This is a genomic window from Collinsella sp. Sow4_D11 (genome assembly GCF_052116465.1).
Classification (GTDB): domain Bacteria; phylum Actinomycetota; class Coriobacteriia; order Coriobacteriales; family Coriobacteriaceae; genus Collinsella.
Window position 1 is genome coordinate 14,272 of record NZ_JBQKLA010000017.1, and the last position, 16,334, is coordinate 30,605.

At 58.9% G+C, this 16,334-nt stretch carries 12 protein-coding genes and 1 tRNA gene; 4 read left to right on the plus strand and 9 right to left on the minus strand.

Annotated features, from left to right (window positions below; genetic code table 11):
• Window positions 1–7: 7 nt before the first annotated feature.
• The 4 genes from ACTQ40_RS07765 to ACTQ40_RS07780 form a co-directional block, all read right to left on the minus strand.
• Window positions 8–529, minus strand: coding sequence for a hypothetical protein (locus tag ACTQ40_RS07765; RefSeq protein WP_441563740.1), 522 nt, complete (start codon window positions 527–529; stop codon window positions 8–10).
• A complete protein-coding gene (locus ACTQ40_RS07770; RefSeq protein WP_441563742.1) occupies window positions 514–1,437 on the minus strand; it encodes a hypothetical protein in 924 nt (307 codons plus the stop codon). Before ACTQ40_RS07770 ends, ACTQ40_RS07765 begins: the two co-directional genes overlap by 16 nt.
• A 72-nt stretch (window positions 1,438–1,509) precedes the next feature.
• Window positions 1,510–2,310: a hypothetical protein gene (locus tag ACTQ40_RS07775; protein ID WP_441563744.1), complete on the minus strand. Its 801-nt coding sequence runs from the start codon at window positions 2,308–2,310 to the stop codon at window positions 1,510–1,512.
• Window positions 2,310–3,182: a methylenetetrahydrofolate reductase gene (locus tag ACTQ40_RS07780; RefSeq protein WP_441563746.1), complete on the minus strand. Its 873-nt coding sequence runs from the start codon at window positions 3,180–3,182 to the stop codon at window positions 2,310–2,312. The genes ACTQ40_RS07775 and ACTQ40_RS07780 overlap by 1 nt, the downstream gene beginning before the upstream one ends.
• A 495-nt stretch (window positions 3,183–3,677) precedes the next feature.
• Between ACTQ40_RS07780 and ACTQ40_RS07785 the strand changes: the two genes are divergently transcribed.
• Entirely contained in the window at window positions 3,678–5,765 is a 2,088-nt protein-coding gene (locus ACTQ40_RS07785; protein WP_154517961.1) for a glutamine synthetase III family protein, read from the plus strand.
• 573 nt (window positions 5,766–6,338) lie between these two features.
• On the opposite strand, the gene ACTQ40_RS07790 is transcribed toward ACTQ40_RS07785, so the two are convergent.
• The 4 genes from ACTQ40_RS07790 to ACTQ40_RS07805 form a co-directional block, all read right to left on the minus strand.
• A tRNA-Glu gene (locus tag ACTQ40_RS07790) sits at window positions 6,339–6,415 on the minus strand.
• A gap of 299 nt (window positions 6,416–6,714) precedes the next feature.
• The gene (locus ACTQ40_RS07795; RefSeq protein ID WP_441563748.1) at window positions 6,715–8,892 is read right to left on the minus strand and encodes a MurT ligase domain-containing protein; all 2,178 of its coding nucleotides are present in this window, start codon (window positions 8,890–8,892) and stop codon (window positions 6,715–6,717) included.
• 45 nt (window positions 8,893–8,937) lie between these two features.
• Window positions 8,938–9,981, minus strand: coding sequence for a hypothetical protein (locus tag ACTQ40_RS07800; protein WP_441563750.1), 1,044 nt, complete (start codon window positions 9,979–9,981; stop codon window positions 8,938–8,940).
• Window positions 9,981–11,057 (minus strand): hypothetical protein, encoded by a 1,077-nt coding sequence (locus ACTQ40_RS07805; RefSeq protein WP_441563752.1) that lies wholly within the window; start codon window positions 11,055–11,057, stop codon window positions 9,981–9,983. Before ACTQ40_RS07805 ends, ACTQ40_RS07800 begins: the two co-directional genes overlap by 1 nt.
• 500 nt (window positions 11,058–11,557) lie before the next feature.
• Here ACTQ40_RS07805 and ACTQ40_RS07810 point away from each other — a divergent pair, with 500 nt between their 5' ends.
• The 3 genes from ACTQ40_RS07810 to ACTQ40_RS07820 all read left to right on the plus strand — a co-directional run bounded on the left by ACTQ40_RS07810 (window position 11,558) and on the right by ACTQ40_RS07820 (window position 15,396).
• Window positions 11,558–12,772, plus strand: a complete 1,215-nt coding sequence (locus tag ACTQ40_RS07810) for an iron-containing alcohol dehydrogenase (protein WP_117794788.1) — start codon at window positions 11,558–11,560, stop codon at window positions 12,770–12,772.
• A gap of 151 nt (window positions 12,773–12,923) precedes the next feature.
• A complete protein-coding gene (locus ACTQ40_RS07815) occupies window positions 12,924–13,991 on the plus strand; it encodes a glycerol dehydrogenase (RefSeq protein WP_441563754.1) in 1,068 nt (355 codons plus the stop codon).
• A 151-nt stretch (window positions 13,992–14,142) separates the two neighbouring features.
• A complete protein-coding gene (locus ACTQ40_RS07820; RefSeq protein WP_154517950.1) occupies window positions 14,143–15,396 on the plus strand; it encodes a 4Fe-4S binding protein in 1,254 nt (417 codons plus the stop codon).
• 130 nt (window positions 15,397–15,526) lie between these two features.
• On the opposite strand, the gene ACTQ40_RS07825 is transcribed toward ACTQ40_RS07820, so the two are convergent.
• Window positions 15,527–16,282 carry a GntR family transcriptional regulator gene (locus tag ACTQ40_RS07825; RefSeq protein ID WP_441049093.1) on the minus strand — a complete coding sequence of 252 codons (756 nt, stop codon included), beginning with the start codon at window positions 16,280–16,282 and terminating at the stop codon, window positions 15,527–15,529.
• Window positions 16,283–16,334 lie beyond the last annotated feature (52 nt).

The following is a 16,334-nucleotide window of genomic DNA, read 5'->3' on the forward strand; positions in this document are numbered from 1 at the left end:
TCTTCTGCTAGTAATTACTGATTTTCTTTACGGTGATCGAGGACAGGTATTTATCCTTTTTTGCTTTATAGGTTGCTGCTTTGTCCAGCGATTGCTGACATTCGTTCCAGATCGAATAACCGGATATAAGGAAGATAATTCCCAAGACAATGAGGATGGTGCCTATAACGAAATGGCTGAACAGGCATGCTAAAAGACCGATTCCGCAACATATATATCCAGGTAGAACTTCCTTTGACGAGGCAATACGCAATGTTTCCGCTTCTTCTTCGACCCCTTTAATGGCGCGTTCAAATTCTTGGTCAAATATGGGCTTAACATCTTCTGCAGATGGGTCTTGCTGTGATTCGAGCCACTTTAGGTTGCTCTTTTCGTATGAAAGGCTTCGTTCGAATATCTCTCGATCCTGCTTTAATGCTGAGCTGTACTTTTTGCTTGAAAATAGCTTTCGGGATATTTTGTATAGGGTATTTGCGTTGCTCGATGAAGTCCCATACTGCCAATCTTTAATATTTAAGTTGATGGCCATTTTGGCAAAAGGTCTAATTCTTCTGTAGCGGCTTTTTCTTTCCGTTCAAGTTTTTGATATTCATCTTCAACGAAAACAAGGGGTACAGAAGGTAGGGCAGACGGGAACGTTGATGTAAAGACCGCTAGTCTTGATATATCAGAAAAAACGATAGCTTTTGATCCTGAGAGAAGAGACTGTATTTCCTTTCGATAATTGGACGCCTCCGGCTGGTTTTTAACGTCTTGCCAGTGAATTCCGTGCTGGCAGAGTGTTTTTTGCCAGCGTTTTCTTGTCGGCGGTTTGAATAAATGATCGAATAGCCTCGTACCGTCAGAGGTTTCAACAATAAGAGACAGCATCTCCTCACCGAGCTTGCTGCTTCCTGTTGTCTCTATGCTTAGAATTAGAACATCGCTAGGGGCGTTTCTAATAAGAGAGAGAATATTACGACTATCAAAATCGGATAAAAATTCTTCTGTCTTTTTAATCTGCAGCTGCGCTTCCTCTATGGCTTTATTTCTCTGACTCTGTGTTTCCCTCTGCTCAATTTCCTGTATGAGAGCGAGAGCAGATGAGCTAATTTCGAAGGGGAGGTCGTAAGTGATTTCATAGTTACGTTTGAGGTAGTAGTTTGAAGACACGGCTGAATTGTCATCAAAGAAATCTACGCAAGTTGATTCGTAAGTATGGCTTTTTGACCGTTGCGATGAACGCGTCTTTTTGCTTGAACAGAACGAGTCGTTAATTCCAACAGTGGTTTTGTTGTAAACGCGATTGTATAGTGCGCGAGAAGGATCTTTAACCATTCCGGTCTCTCGTTGTCCATATCCAGGAATGAACGCACTTTTTGCTGAGCGAGTAATCCTTCCTTTTGTTCGGGCGGAAATGGACTTTGAAACACTGGGGGTTCTGATTCCAAATTTCATTTCTGACCTCGTAACTTAACATCGGATTCAACTTTGGCATTTAGTATAAGTCAAGCGCTAAATCTGCCATTTCTACCCCGTCCCCAGGTGGCTGGAATAGCAGGTGGTGTGGGCGGCGCGGAAGCGGCAGTGCTCGCGCATGCGGCAGATATTGCAGGTGGGGCGACTCTGGGCGTCGTGGACCTCGCCGTCAAACAGACCGATCACCGCGGTCACGCTCTTGGTGGGCATGAGCAGGCTGGTAGGTGTGACGGTAAGCCCGATGAGCCGCGTGGCGTTGAGTGCAGCCACGATTGAACGCTGAGCCGTAAGCGGGCAGTCGCCGTAGCCGGGACTGAAGCGCCAGTTACCGGCGAGTCCGTGTGCGGCGGCCGCAGCCTTGACCTGCTGGTCCATCTGCTCGACGGCAGCTTCCACATAGGCGGAGCACGCGGCATCGAGCACGGCTCCCTCTAGGGGCTGCTGGGCTCCCGTGGTGCGCAGACGACGCTCGGCGTCCATGCCGAGGGTGCATGCCATGAGCGCGGCAAAGCGGGCGTCTTTGAGATGTCGATAGATATCGCGACCGCGCAGCTCAACGTTGGTTCCAACCAGACGGATGCTGGGCTCTCCCTGCTCGTCCACGCCCATGGCGTCGACGGCAAATACGCGGCGCACGCCACGGGGCTCAATGTCCAGTTCCAAACGTTCAACGACAAGCTCAATACGTCGTGACAGCTCGGGTTCAATCTGCTGGCCGCCGTAACCCAGATACCGCAGCATCTCGGCACGATCGACGCGGGGATGGTGGGCATCATCGATACGGTAGAGCGCCGGCGACGCAAGGTCGGCCGGCACTTCACCAAAAGCTGTATCGATGTGCGGTTTTTCCATTACCCCAGGCGCTCCATAATGGTTGCGGCGATCTCAGGACGATTCATAGTGTATAGGTGCAGACCGTCGGCACCGTGCTCCTTAAGGTCGCAAAGCTGACGGGCTGCATAATCTACACCGGCTGCCTGCAGGCTCTCGGGATCATTCTCGTACTTGGCGAGAATCTTGATGACGGGGGAGGGCAGCGACGCGCCGCACATAAAGACCATGCGGCTGATCTGCGACTTGCCCATAAACGGCATGATGCCTGCGGTAATGGGCACAGTGATACCGGCCTTGTCGGCAAGCTCGCGAAAACGGTAGAAGCACTCGTTATCAAAAAAGAGCTGCGTCACAAAGAAGCTCGCGCCGGCGTCCTGTTTTTGCTTGAGATATTCGACCGAGAGGTTGAGATTCTCACAGGCAATGTGGCCTTCGGGGTAGGCTGCGGCGCCCACGCAAAAGCCGGCGTCGACGAGCTCGGGGATGAGATCGCGGGCGTAGGCGTAGTCCGAGGCGGGCTTGTCATCCTCGCTCGCGCCGGCGGGAAGATCGCCACGCAGGGCCAGCACATTTTCTACGCCGGCGGAGCGGTATTCGTCGATCTTGGCAGCGATATCGGCATGCGTGCGGCCAACGCAGGTGAGGTGCGCCACCGAGGGCGTATCGAATTCGCTCGTAATCATATGCGCGATGGGGGCGGTGGTGGCGCCGTTGCCCGAGCCGCCGGCCGAGCAGGTGACCGAGACAAAGCTCGGCGAAAGCTTGCACAGATTGCCAGCCACCTCGCGAGCCGTGTCGAGGGTAAGCTCGCCCTTGGGCGGGAACATCTCAAACGAAACGGGCGTGGTGCCCTGGGATGCTGCCTGCTTAAAAACCTCGTCGACGCGCATATCGTGCTCCTTTAGATACATTAGCGTGATGTGTTGTAAGGATTCTACAGCACCGCTGCGCTACGGTGGAGTTTTACTCGCTATTTGGAAATATCAATCGAAGATGCTTCGCTATCGGCATTCCCTATAACAGCGTAGCTAATTTGGAGCTTTTTTACCCCATCAACCAGGTACGCAGGGTAGTCTTTTTGGGACGGGGCTTTTTTAGCTACCCAATCCGGCGCCTCCAAAGCTTGAGACCATATTTAAATAGGGCAGCTAAAAAAGCCCCGTCCCAAAAAGACTACCCGTAAACCATGCGGAGAGGTCTGCAATTTATACAGTTGATTGGCTGTTGAGGGTGGCAACATTGCCGCGATGCGGTAACCTCATTGATTAGTTTCGCGACGGCAACATAACGGTAATGTCGCGGAAACACGGCGAGTCTAAGCTATGACTCGTTCGTTAGTAATCAACACCGCTTCTTACGCGGTGCCGATACGAAGGGAGTTCCGTATGGCCGAACTTACTGACCGCTTCGGGACCATGGTGTTCTCTGAGGAAGTCATGAAGGACTACCTCCCCAAGGACATTTGGAAGCGCCTTGCTGCAACCCTCGAGGACGGTGAGCCGCTCGACCTGGATGTGGCCAACGCCGTTGCCCATGCCATGAAGGTCTGGGCCATCTCCAAGGGCGCGACGCACTACGCGCACTGGTTCCAGCCGCTTTCGGGCATTACTTCCGAGAAGCACGACAGCTTCCTCGAACCCAACCACGACGGCACCGCTATTACCAAGTTTACGGGAAAGAACCTCATCCAGGGCGAGCCGGACGCCTCCAGCTTCCCCAACGGCGGCCTGCGTGCCACCTTCGAGGCCCGCGGCTATACCGCTTGGGATCCCACCAGCCCCGCCTTTATCAAGGACGATGTCCTGTGCATCCCCACGGCTTTCTGCTCCTACACGGGCGAGGCCCTGGACAAGAAGACCCCGCTGCTGCGCTCCATGACCGCGCTCTCGCGTGAGTCCAAGCGCGTTTTGGCGCTGTTTGGTAAGACCCCCAAGAAGGTCGTTCCTTCCGTGGGCGATGAGCAGGAGTACTTCCTGATCAAGAAGGACGCTTACCGCAAGCGCAGGGACCTGGTCATCACCGGCCGCACCCTCTTTGGTGCTGCTCCCTGCAAGGGCCAGGAGCTCGAGGAGCACTACTTTGGCGCTATCCGCCCCACCGTCTCGGCCTATATGAAGGACCTGGACGATGAGCTTTGGGCGCTTGGCATTCCCGCCAAGACCAAACACAACGAGGTCGCTCCCTGCCAGCATGAGCTCGCCCCCGTCTATGGCGAGGTCAACGAGGCCATCGACCAGAATCTGGTCATGATGGAGAAGATGAAGCTCATCGCCTCCCGCCACGATTTGGTCTGTCTGCTGCACGAGAAGCCCTTCGAGGGCATCAACGGTTCGGGCAAGCACAATAACTGGTCGCTTGGCACCGAGTCCGAGAATCTGCTCGATCCGGGCGACACCCCGCTCGACAACCTGCAGTTCATCGTCTTCCTCACCGCGGTGATCGAGGCCGTCGATAACTATCAGGAGCTCCTGCGTGCCTCCGTTGCCTCGGCCGGCAACGACCATCGTCTGGGCGCCAACGAGGCTCCTCCGGCGATTATGTCCATCTTCCTGGGCGACCAGCTTACCGAGGTCGTCGAGAAGATTATCGATGGCAAGGCTTCCGTCCATGCCACGCGCGGCGTGCTCGACCTGGGCGCCGATACCCTGCCCAAGCTGATGCAGGACAACACCGACCGCAACCGCACCTCTCCGTTCGCCTTCACCGGCAACAAGTTCGAGTTCCGTGCCTGCGGCTCCGAGCAGAACGTCTCCGACTCCAACCTGGTGCTCGATGCCGCCGTGGCCAAGTCGCTCAAGTCCTTCGCCGATGCACTCGAGGGTACGCCCGAGGATAAGTTCCAGGACGCCGCGCTCGAGTACTGTAAGAAGGTGCTGACCGATCACCAGCGCATCCTGTTCTCCGGCGACGGTTACTCCGACGAGTGGCCCATCGAGGCCGAGAAACGCGGCCTTGCCAACAACAAGACCACGGCCGACGCTCTTCCCGCCTTTGTTTCCGATAAGGCTATCGCGCTCTTTGAGGAGACGGGCGTTCTGACCAAGGCCGAGGCCCAGTGCCGCTACGACTGCAAGCTCGAGAAGTACAACAAGCTCATGAACATCGAGGCTACCACGATGATTCGCGAGGCACGTCGTACCTATCGTCCGGTCATCACCGCCTATGCCACCAAGGTCGCTAAGGGCCTTGAGACAATTCGTGCTGCCGGTGCTGAGGCCGCCATGCAGTGCGAGCAGAACACGCTCAACAAGCTCTGCAACGGTATCACCGCGATCAACGACTCCATCAAGGCGCTCGACGCCGTGCATCAGAAGGCCGAGGCTCTCGATGGCCAGGAGCAGGCCAATGTGTATGCACACGAGGTCGTTCCCGCTATGGATACGCTGCGTGCCTCCGTGGATGCCATGGAGGAGATCGTGGCCGCCGACTACTGGCCGGTCCCGACCTACGACGACATTCTGTTCTACGTGTAGGGCATAGCCAACATATCGTCACGGTATTAAGCCGGGGTCCGCATCGCGCGGGCCCTGGCTTTTTGATTGCGAAGGACGCTTTGGAGTCCGTTTTGCCGCCGATTTGCCGGGGTCCGCACCCTGTCGGGTTCGAATCCCGGCACATGGGTAGAAAAAAGCCCGTCACCGCGGGGGTAACGGGCTTCTCGTTTCAAATGGTGCCCCCAGCGGGATGTCCGCGGGCGGCTGGCGCCGCCCGCTTCCGCTGCGTTGCTTCGCTCCTTGCGTGCTGCGCTGGAAAACGCTCACGCGTTTCCTCAGCTCCGTACCCTGTCGGGTTCGAATCCCGGCGTTGGGGTAGAAAAAAGCCCGCCACCGCGAGGGTAACGGGCTTCTCGTTTTAAATGGTGCCCCCAGCGGGATATCCGCGTGCGGCTGGCGCCGCCCGCTTTCGCTGCGTCGCTTCGCTCCTTGCGTGCTGCGCTGGAAAACGCTTGCGCGTTTCCTCAGCTCCGCACCCTGCCGGGTTCGAATCCCGGCACATGGGTAGAAAAAAGCCCGCCACCGCGGGGGTAACGGGCTTCTCGTTTCAAATGGTGCCCCCAGCGGGATTCGAACCCGCGATATCCACCTTGAAAGGGTGGCGTCCTTGGCCGCTAGACGATGGGGACAGCGGGAAAGAGTATAGCAGACTTTTTTGTCGGCGCGTATATCGTTGGCAAACTGGAAAACCACCACACAGGAGCTGGCCCTCTCCCCCCGATCTTCAAAAATCTCAATCTATAACATCTGGGCGGGTAAATCGGCCTTATCTGTTACAGATTGAGACAAAATGCAGGCGTCGGGACGAACGTCTCAATCTGTAACAGTAAGACGACCTTTGGTGGTCTAGATGTTACAGATTGAGACAAGCCGCTGGGACGGGTCAAAACCACCACAAAGATGCCTGTCCCTTTGTGGTGGCGGGGCGTTAGGGAAGGAGCTTCATCGCGGCGTCGTGGGCGGCGTGCTCGTAGGTGTCGTCGAGGGGCTTGAGCGGCAGCAGGGCGGCGGCCTGTGCATCGCCACGGCGCTCAAGGGCATGGGCGATGAGCCAGTCGGCGAGCTCGGGGTTCTTGGGCAGTGCCGGTCCGTGTAGGTACGTGCCGATGACGCCCTTGTAGATGAGGCCCTCAAAGCCGTCGTCGCCGTTGTTGCCGGTGCCCGTGACGACAGATGTTCCGAGCGGCGTGGCCTCTGCATCGAGCAGGGTGCGGCCGCCGTGGTTCTCGAACCCCACAAAGGGCTCGGGTGCCAGGTCGGTCTTGACGGCGACGTTGCCTATCAGGCGGTCGGAGCCGCGCACGGTCTCGGCGGCGATGACACCTAGACCCTCGATGCGATTTTCGCCCATATAGTACGAACGACCGAGCAGCTGATAGCTGCCGCAGATAGCGAGCAACGAGCCGCCGTCCTCAACATATGTCGCAACCTTGTCCTTTTGAGCGAGCAGCTCGTGTGCCACAGCCAACTGATCGCGGTCGGCACCGCCGCCCATCATGACGATGTCGGCGTCGGTAAGATCGAGCGTCTCGCCCATGCGGACCTCGTCCACGCGCGCGGGAATGCCGCGCCAGGCGCAGCGGCGCTCGAGGGCGATGACGTTGCCGCCGTCGCCATAGAGGTTGAGGGCATCGGGATACAGATAGACGATACGCAGCGGGCGCGGAAGCTCGACCGGCGCAATATCGGTGGGGACGGCGCTGCCATCGGTGCGTGTTACGGCGCAGGAGGCAACCGAGCTCGCATCGGCGTCTTTAAGTCCATCGAGCTCTTTGACCAGCGGCGGGAATGCCGTGTAATTGGCGACGGCGTAGAAGGTGTCATCGGCTGCCTCATCTGCCACGGCGCCGATCGCCTGCTCGATATTCGAGATGATGCCGGCGTCGATGCCGGCGTACTTCAGGCGCACCTGCATGTCGTGCGCGCGCGTACCCCCGGCAAAGGCGACAAGCCCTGGGGTATCGGCGATGCGCTCGAAGTCGACGTCGTAGATCCACGAGACATCGTGGCCGTCGGCGTCGTTGTCATTCAGGAAGAAGGCGCAGAGTCTGCCGCCTGCCGTTTTAATGGACTGGATCTGGCGATCGAAGCCCACGGGATTTTTGGCCAGGTTTGCCTCGACGGTACGGCCGGCAATCTCCCAGCGGCCCATGCGTCCGCCGGCGGGGACGTAGGCATCGAGCGTGGGCTGCAGATGCGCTGCGTCCACGCCCAACTCGCGCGCCGCAAAGAAGGCGGCGGCAACGTTGTAGACCATGTACAGGCCGTTGTAGCGTGTGGCGATGTGCGTTGCGGGCGCTTTTGCCTCGGGTCCAAAGGTCAGGTCAAAGCCGTAGCCGTCGCAGCCGAGCTCAACGCCTGTCACGCGACGGACCAGCGCGGGGCGACTCCAACCGCACGAAGGACAATGATAGGCGCCGAGCTGGCCGTACTGCACATAGTCGTACTCCAGCGGCGCGTTGCATTGCGAGCAAAAACGCGAGTCGCTAATGCGATCGGACTCGGTGCCCGTGGCGCCGTCGATGCCAAAGGCGATGCTCATATTGGGGACGCGTGCGGTGATCGAGGCGCAGAGCGGGTCGTCGGCGTTATAGATGAGCGTCGTTGCCGGCGAAAGCTCCAACGCGTGGGCTATGACGTCCTGGGTGTGGTCGATCTCGCCGTAGCGGTCCAGCTGGTCGCGGAACAGGTTGAGCAGCACAAAGTACGTTGGCTTGAGCTTGGGCAAGACGCGCACCGTGTAGAGCTCGTCGCACTCAAAGACGCCTACGCGCTTGCCGCTGGCGGCACGCTTAAGATCGCTGCGGCCCTCGAGCAGGGCACCCACCACGCCCGGCTCCATGTTGTTGCCGGCGCGGTTGCATACCACGGTGGCGCCGCTGGCGGCAACGGCGTCGGCGATGAGGTTGGAGGTGGTGGTCTTACCGTTGGTGCCGGTGACCACCACGCTGCGGTCGACAAGGCTCGCGAGGTCGCTTAGCAGATCGGGGTCGATCTTCATGGCGATGCGGCCGGGGAGTACGCCGCCCTGGCGCTTAAGGATGGAGCGCAGCCCCCAGCGGGCGATATCGCTCGAGGTGCAGGCGAGAGATGAGCGGAAGTTCATGAAGCCGTTCCTAACGTGAATGACATGGTCGTGGCGATCGTGCCGTTAAAAGCCATAACGGCGCGCAAATTCCTGGGCAAGCCGCGATACGTCTTCGCAAGCGTTGGCCCAGGGGGCAAAGTCGGGAGTATCCGAGATGATACCGTCGGCCTCCCAAACTGCCTGGTGCGAAAGGTCCCAGGGGTCGTGCGGCTCGGGCCGGCAGGGAAGGTACGGCGTCTGATACATGGGGTTCAGCAAAAAGAACGCGCCGCCCTCGCAGCGGTTGGCAAACTCACGCAGGGCGCGTGTCGCCGGGCGCATCTTGTTCGTTTTGAACAGCAGGATCGTGCGGGCGAGTAGGTACCAGGGGGAGTTCTCGAGGGCATCGGCCCCCATCTGCTCCTCGAGCTGGTGGGCCAGGGCAAAAAAGCCGTCCTCGTCTTCCAGACGAGCGAGGGCAAGTAGCACGGTGCCGGCAGCTCGGGTGGGATAGCCTTCCGCCTTAAGAACACGGCGAGAATAGTTGACGGCAGCACGGTAGCGAGCGCTCGCCATGCACAGCTGCGAGATGGCCTCGAGCGTGTGGAGCCACCCGATAAGCGCCGGCTCGCTCACGGTGAGATCGGCCGCCGTCACGCCGTCTGCCAGCACCTTGTTGGTCCAGTAGTGCGGGGCCTCCATATCGAATCCGGGCACGCTTTGCCGCAGGTAATCGGCTGTGGTCGCCTCGAGCTTCATCAGGTCGCCCAGGCAGGCGTCGACGGGCGTGTCCGCCAAAATGATGGCAAGCAGATGGGCATCGAAGACATACGCATCGACGCGGACGATCTTGAGCAGCTCATCGCGCATATCGTCGAACAGGCGGTTGCGCGTCTGCTCAAACTCCTCATCGCTGCCCATATCCTCGATACGATGGAGCTCGTCGAGCAGGTGGCGGTGAACGCCGGCATAGGACAGCAGCGCCTGGGCATGCTCGGTCTGCGCATACTTATGAGGGTTGACGCTCACATCGTTATGGACAAGATCGCGTGCTGCATCGGTGAGTTCGGGGTGCGACGCAACGTAGGCGCGCTCCAGGTAGGCGGGGATGTAGACGCTCGGATCCATTAGAGGTCTCCTCCCTTAAACGGCAAGCCCTGCTCGGCCGCCCGCAGGATGCGCTCGTCGATCTGGGAACGCACGATATCGTTGGTGGCGACCCAGGCGGCAAAGCTGGCGTTGTCGGGGGCGCCCAAGCCCTCCTGCAGTACCGGCGTCGCTTCGGACAGCGCAAGGACAAGCTCGTCGGTGGAGCCCACGCCCACGTTGACGCGGGCATAGACGCCATCGGGAAACTCGGTTTGAAAGTAAAGCGCCTCGGCTGCGTGCGGGCACGAGCGCGCAAGGATGCGCAAGTAGTGCTCGGCGCCCTCGTAGTCCAGCTCGCGCCAGGCAGCGCTCATCAGCGCGATGAGCGTCCACGGGTCTAAGTCGCGCTCTGCGTCCTTGGGACGACGGCGCAGCGGCGTGTTGGCAAGATAGGGGACGGAGTGGGCAGAGCGAAAGCGTTTGAGCTCCTCGGCGGGGTATTCGAGTTTTGCCATGGCGAGCATCGCAGTGTGGCGGACACCGGCCGGATCGTTGGGGGCAAAGTCCAGGCTGCGGTTTGCGGTTTCGAGCGACAGGCGGTAACGGCCGCTAATGAGGGCGCGCGACGCAAGGGCGGCAAGCCAGCGCAGGTAGGGGCGGCGTGTAAGGTCGCCTGCGGCCTCGCGCTCGTAGGGGTCCTGCGCCGAGGCGATCTTGAGTGCCAGGTCGTGCTCGACTTCATCGCGCTTGGATACCAAGTACTGTACGTACTCCTCGTTGGAGTTAGCGGTGAGGGCGGTCAACATGCGCTGAGCGTCCCAGTTGGTCGGGTCGAGTGCGGCTGCCTCGCGAAGCATGTTTTCGGCAGCGGTCTCTTCTTGCTCTGCCTGGGTATCGTCAGGGATAAAGGGAATGCGGTAGTCGATAGCCTCGACTACCTTGGCAATCAGATGTCCGGCGCGGTCGCGGTCGTGCACGATGAGCGGCGCGGGGTTGCGGGTGAATTGTTCCATCAGACGCTCTACGGCAGGGCCGTCGGTGAGCGGGATATTGTCGCGGCGCAAGGCCTCAAGAACGAGGCGATGGCAATCTTCTTGAATGGGATCGAATGCCATGGGGCCTCCTTTGCTGCGGTTAGGGTTCAAATGTCTCTATATAAGGTTCTAGTTTACCCGCATGAGGCACATTGGGAGTGCCGCACTTGGACATGCACCTTTGCACCACGAAGACGGATGTCGCATAAATGTCGGCACCTTGGACGACCGAGTGGTATCACGGTGCCGCAAACGGTCGATTTTTGGCGGCGAACGGTGTGTCTTTTGGAGGGGCACAGTCCTGCCCTGGATATGTGGTCAACCTTGATAAAACGTTTGCCCAGCTTGGGAGTATGAATGCCGCATAAGGGTCTTCAGGGATAGAAAAAACGTTTCATCATTGTCGACTTTCGGTAAATAACTGACCAACCAGAACGGTAAAATAATGTTTGTCTGAGCGTTGAGACGTTTAGACATCGCGCATTGTCATCGCCGGCAAGGCGCAAAACGGTCCTAACGGAGCCAATCGGGTGCTCCGTTATATACGCAAGTCTAAGAGGGGCTTGTTTAGGAGGCACAGTATGGGACGTTTTACCAATCCTCGCGATCTGTACTTTGGTGAGGGCGCTCGCCACGAGGTGAAGAACCTCAAGGGCAGCAAGGCCATCATCGTGACCGGCGGCGGCTCCATGCGCCGCGGCGGTTTTTTGCAGGACGTCGAGGCCGACCTCAAGGAGGCCGGTTTCGAGGTCAAGCTGTTCGAGGGCGTCGAGTCCGATCCGTCCGTCGAGACGGTCATGAAGGGCGCCGAGGCCATGACCGAGTTCCAGCCCGACTGGATTATCGCCATTGGCGGTGGCTCGCCCATCGATGCCGCTAAGGCTATGTGGCTGTTCTACGAGTATCCCGAGGAGACCTTCGAGGAGGCGGTCGTCCCGTTCTCCTTCCCGGAGCTCCGTCAGAAGGCTCACTTCTGCGCCATCTCCTCTACCTCCGGCACCGCTACCGAGGTCACCGCGTTCTCCGTCATCACCGACTACGCCAAGGGCATCAAGTACCCGCTGGCCGACTTCAACATCACCCCTGATGTCGCCATCGTCGACCCCGAGCTCACCTACACCATGCCCGCCAAGCTGTGCGCTCACACCGGTATGGACGCTCTGACTCACGCCATCGAGGCCTACGTCTCCACCGCTGGTTCCATGTACACCGACGCCAACGCCCTGCATGCTATCCGCGAGATCGTCGAGTGGCTGCCCAAGTCCTATCAGGGCGATCATGAGGCCCGCCAGCACATGCACGACGCCCAGTGCATCGCCGGCATCGCCTTCTCCTCGGGTCTGCTGGGCATTGTCCACTCCATGGCTCACAAGACCGGTGCCGCCTTTGAGGGCGACCACATCATCCACGGTTGCGCCAACGCCATGTACCTGGGCAAGGTCATCCAGTTCAACGCCAAGGACGCTCGCGCCAAGAGCCGCTACGCCTTCATCGCCAAGGAGATCCTGCACCTCGCCGGCGAGACCGAGGACGAGCTGGTCGAGGCTCTGGTCCAGGAGATTCGCGACCTCAACGACAAGCTCGACATCCCGCAGGGCATCAAGAACTACGGTGCCAAGGGCGTGAAGGCCGACGAGTCCATCATCGATTACGATGAGTTCGAGGCTAAGAAGCACGACGTTGCCGCCAACGCCATCCTCGACGCCTGCACGGGCTCCAACCCGCGCCAGCCGTCTCAGGAGGAGATGGAGCAGCTGCTCGAGTGCGTCTACACCGACACCCCGGTCACGTTCTAATCGGCACACATTGTTCTGATAAGGGTCTCGCGCTCTGTGCGCGGGACCCTTTTTCTATGGTGCAATCTAACCTGTCCTCAATGTGCCAAGTTGCCACAAGGGGACAGGTGGCTTTGCACCAATCGTTGTTTGATGAAGGGCGGATTCTCGTATGGCGCTTCCTATGGTTTATGGCGGTCCCGGCCGGTATGTTCAGGGGTCGGGCGAACTTTCGCGTCAGGGCAGATATTTGTCATGGTTGGGCTGCGCTGCCTATGTCTTGTTTGACCAGGGCACCGAGGATCGGCTGTGCAGGCAGATCGTCGATGGATTTCTGGACGAAGATCTAAGCGAGCCGTTCTTTAAGATTTATGACGGTCCGTGTACGGAAGAGGCCGTTGTCGAAATGGCCAAGGAAGCCCAGGCTGAGTATTGCGACATGGTGGTGGGCATTGGCGGCGGCAAGATGCTCGATATCGCCAAGGCCGTTGCGTTTTATGCCGAGTTGCCGTTGTGCGTATGCCCCACGGCGGCTTCGATGGACGGTCCGTGCAGCGCGATTTCGGTGCTGTATCACGAGGATGGGTCGTTCGACCGCTACCTGATGCTCGAAAAGAATCCAGATTTGGTTGTGGTCGATACCGGCGTGGTCGCGGCAGCCCCGCTGCGTATGACGGTCGCTGGTATGGGCGACGCACTGGCAACGTATTTCGAGGCTCGTTCGTGCGCCGCGGCGCACGGCGCCAACGAGCACGGTGGCGCGCCGGGACACTTGGCCTTGGTTGCGGCTCGTGCCTGCTATGACACGCTTATGGAGTTTGGTGTCGCTGCCAAGCGCGATCTCAAAAAGGGCCGTATATCGCCGGCGGTTGAGCGACTGATCGAGTGCAATATCCTACTCTCGGGCGTCGGCTTTGAGAGCGGTGGCTTGGCGTTGGCGCATGCCATCGCCAACGGCCTGACGATTCTGCCCGAGTGCAAGGCCATGCATGGTGAGGCCGTGGCATTTGGCCTGGTGGTGCAGCTTCGTTTGGAGTGCGCGCCCGAGCTTGATCAGGTGCTCGAGTTTTGCCGGCGCGTTGGTCTGCCGACGACACTCGAGGAGCTGGGCCTTGGTGAGATTTCCGATGATGACCTGCTGAGCGTTGCGGACGCAACTTTTAAGAACGAGCGCAATATGGCTAACGAACAGGCCAAGGTGACCAAACAAAAGCTCGTGCAGCTCATGTGCGGGGCATAGCTTGGCGCTTGATTGACCTTGTGCAATCGAGGCGGCGATAGGCCATAGGCTATTTTTCTCAAAGATGCGCCGCGTGTAATTTGCCCGAGGCGTGGGCCGATAGCGTATCATTATCTCTTGCTTGTTTGCACTGCTCAGGGAGGGGCCGCGCATGGCGCAGGAACACGATCTGTTTGATGACATTATCGAGATCAGCAAGGGTTTCGACTTTCTTAAAAACCCGCTTGGCGGTGTGACCGATGCGCTCGATCCGTCGGCGCCGCAGTGGAATCCCGCCGACTACAAGGAGCGTCCGCGCGGCAACACCATTCCGTGCCTGACCTGCAAAAACGAAAAGAGTGGCTGCTCCGCGTGCATGGATGTGTGCCCGGTCAACGCTATCGAGGTCGAGGAAGACTCCATCGAGATTCTCGACTCCTGCCGCAAGTGCGGCCTGTGCGCCGCTGCCTGTCCGACCGAGGCAATCATCTCGCCGCGCCTGGCGCCCAAAAACCTGTATGACGACATTGTCTCGGCGGCAACGAGCCACGAGACCGCCTACGTCACCTGCACACGCGCCCTTAAGCGCATGCCGCGCGAGAACGAGGTCGTCGTTGCCTGCGTGGGCGATATTACGGCCGAGACCTGGTTCTCGGTACTGGCGGACTATCCCAACGTGAGTGTGTACCTGCCCCTGGGCGTGTGCGATAAATGCCGCAACACCGGTGGCGAGGATATCCTGGGCGAGGCGATTGCGAAGGCTGAGGAGTGGTCTGGCACGGGTATGGGCCTGGAGGTCGACCCCAAGAGCCTCAAGTGCCATAAGCTTCGCGAGTACGAGCGCAAGGAGTACATGGAAAAGATTGCCCGCACGACGGGTCTGACGGTGACCAAGCTCAACCCGGCGACGGCGGCGCTGGCCTCGGTGACGCAAAAGTTGAAGGCCCATCGCCATCAGATTACCCAGCTGGAGCGCACGCTCAACACCATGTGCGGCACCACGACGGCAAAGCGTCGCCGTTCGCTCACGCACGGGCGGCAGCTGGTGCTTTCGACACTGCAGAACCACCCCGAGCTTGCCCAGAACATGCAGGTGAGCACGCCGGAGTGCGACTTTGACAAGTGCACGTCGTGCGGCGAGTGCGTCAACGTGTGCCCCACGTTCGCCTGCGATTTGGTGGGAAGCGGTCGCTTTGCGCTGGAGTCTACGTATTGCTTGGGCTGCGGCGCCTGTGTCAAGGTTTGTCCCGAACATGCGCTCAAGCTGGTCGAACACGATGCGTCCAACTTGGTTGTCGTCGACCCCGAAGCCGAGGAAAAGGCCGCTCAGAAGGCAAAAGCCCACGAAGAGGCCCAAAAGGTAAAAGCCGAGGCGAAGGCCAAGCTCGACAAGATGCTCGACCAGGTGGAGAAGCTCGCGGACTAGCTAAAAGAGCGTAAATGATGGCCGGTGGGACAGGTACTGCCCCGCCGGCAAAAAAGTTGCGGTGGAATAGTTCCCGTTTTGCCCTTAAGCGGGCCATTCTAGGAACTATCCCACCGCAACTAATAGATGGTTAGTTCATGCTGCTTTGGTGGCCGGTTCGACCGGTACCGTTGCGCGTCACGGTTTCATGGAGCAAAAAGAACCCGGGGACCTGTTTGGTCTCGGTGTATTCCATAAGGATGCCGTCGGCGTTGTAGGTCTGCCCGCGTACAACGGCGAGTGCGTTAAAGTCGTCGAGATCGAGCACGCGTGCATCCTCGGGCGTGGGATGCTCAATCGTTACATCGCGTTTGCCCGTGGCAATCTTAATGCCAAGGCCTTCTTCGAGGTAACGATAGATCGAGTCGTTGACAATCTCGGGTGTCAGCCCCGGTACCTGTGAGCTTAGGTAATAGGAGTCGTCGGAGCATACGGCTCGTCCGTCTGCATAACGGATGCGTTTGGCACGCGTGAGCTCACAGCCTTCAGGAAACCCGGTAATCTTGGAGAGCGCCTTGTTACAGACGAGGAGCTCAAAGACAGTGGTAACCGTTTTGAGCTCAAAGCCTCGGCTGGCTGCGATTTCCTTAAAGGTCTCGAGCCCGCCGCCGCCACGACTCGTCTCGTCACTGATGTTGCGAATGACGCGCATGCCTTTGCCTTGCTGGGGGAGCACGTAGCCATCTGCCGCAAGCATCGAGATGGCGCGACGGACCGTCATACGCGAACAGCCAAACAGCTGCGTGAGTTCAGTCTCCGAAGGCAGATAGCTTAGATAGGCGTATGTGCCGTCGTCAATCGACTGCTTCACGTTGTCATAAATGGTTTGGAAGATGGCTCGCGCCATGACGGTCTCCTAGAGCTGAGTGCGCGAGCGGTGGATGAGGACTGCTCGTGCA

Bases quoted from the DNA above. Each gene is read 5' to 3' on its own strand.
- ACTQ40_RS07765 (WP_441563740.1), bottom strand. From the start codon at position 529: ATGGCCATCAACTTAAATATTAAAGATTGGCAGTATGGGACTTCATCG.
- ACTQ40_RS07770 (WP_441563742.1), bottom strand. From the start codon at position 1,437: ATGAAATTTGGAATCAGAACCCCCAGTGTTTCAAAGTCCATTTCCGCC.
- ACTQ40_RS07775 (WP_441563744.1), bottom strand. From the start codon at position 2,310: ATGGAAAAACCGCACATCGATACAGCTTTTGGTGAAGTGCCGGCCGAC.
- ACTQ40_RS07780 (WP_441563746.1), bottom strand. From the start codon at position 3,182: ATGCGCGTCGACGAGGTTTTTAAGCAGGCAGCATCCCAGGGCACCACG.
- ACTQ40_RS07785 (WP_154517961.1), top strand. From the start codon at position 3,678: ATGGCCGAACTTACTGACCGCTTCGGGACCATGGTGTTCTCTGAGGAA.
- ACTQ40_RS07795 (WP_441563748.1), bottom strand. From the start codon at position 8,892: ATGAACTTCCGCTCATCTCTCGCCTGCACCTCGAGCGATATCGCCCGC.
- ACTQ40_RS07800 (WP_441563750.1), bottom strand. From the start codon at position 9,981: ATGGATCCGAGCGTCTACATCCCCGCCTACCTGGAGCGCGCCTACGTT.
- ACTQ40_RS07805 (WP_441563752.1), bottom strand. From the start codon at position 11,057: ATGGCATTCGATCCCATTCAAGAAGATTGCCATCGCCTCGTTCTTGAG.
- ACTQ40_RS07810 (WP_117794788.1), top strand. From the start codon at position 11,558: ATGGGACGTTTTACCAATCCTCGCGATCTGTACTTTGGTGAGGGCGCT.
- ACTQ40_RS07815 (WP_441563754.1), top strand. From the start codon at position 12,924: ATGGCGCTTCCTATGGTTTATGGCGGTCCCGGCCGGTATGTTCAGGGG.
- ACTQ40_RS07820 (WP_154517950.1), top strand. From the start codon at position 14,143: ATGGCGCAGGAACACGATCTGTTTGATGACATTATCGAGATCAGCAAG.
- ACTQ40_RS07825 (WP_441049093.1), bottom strand. From the start codon at position 16,282: ATGGCGCGAGCCATCTTCCAAACCATTTATGACAACGTGAAGCAGTCG.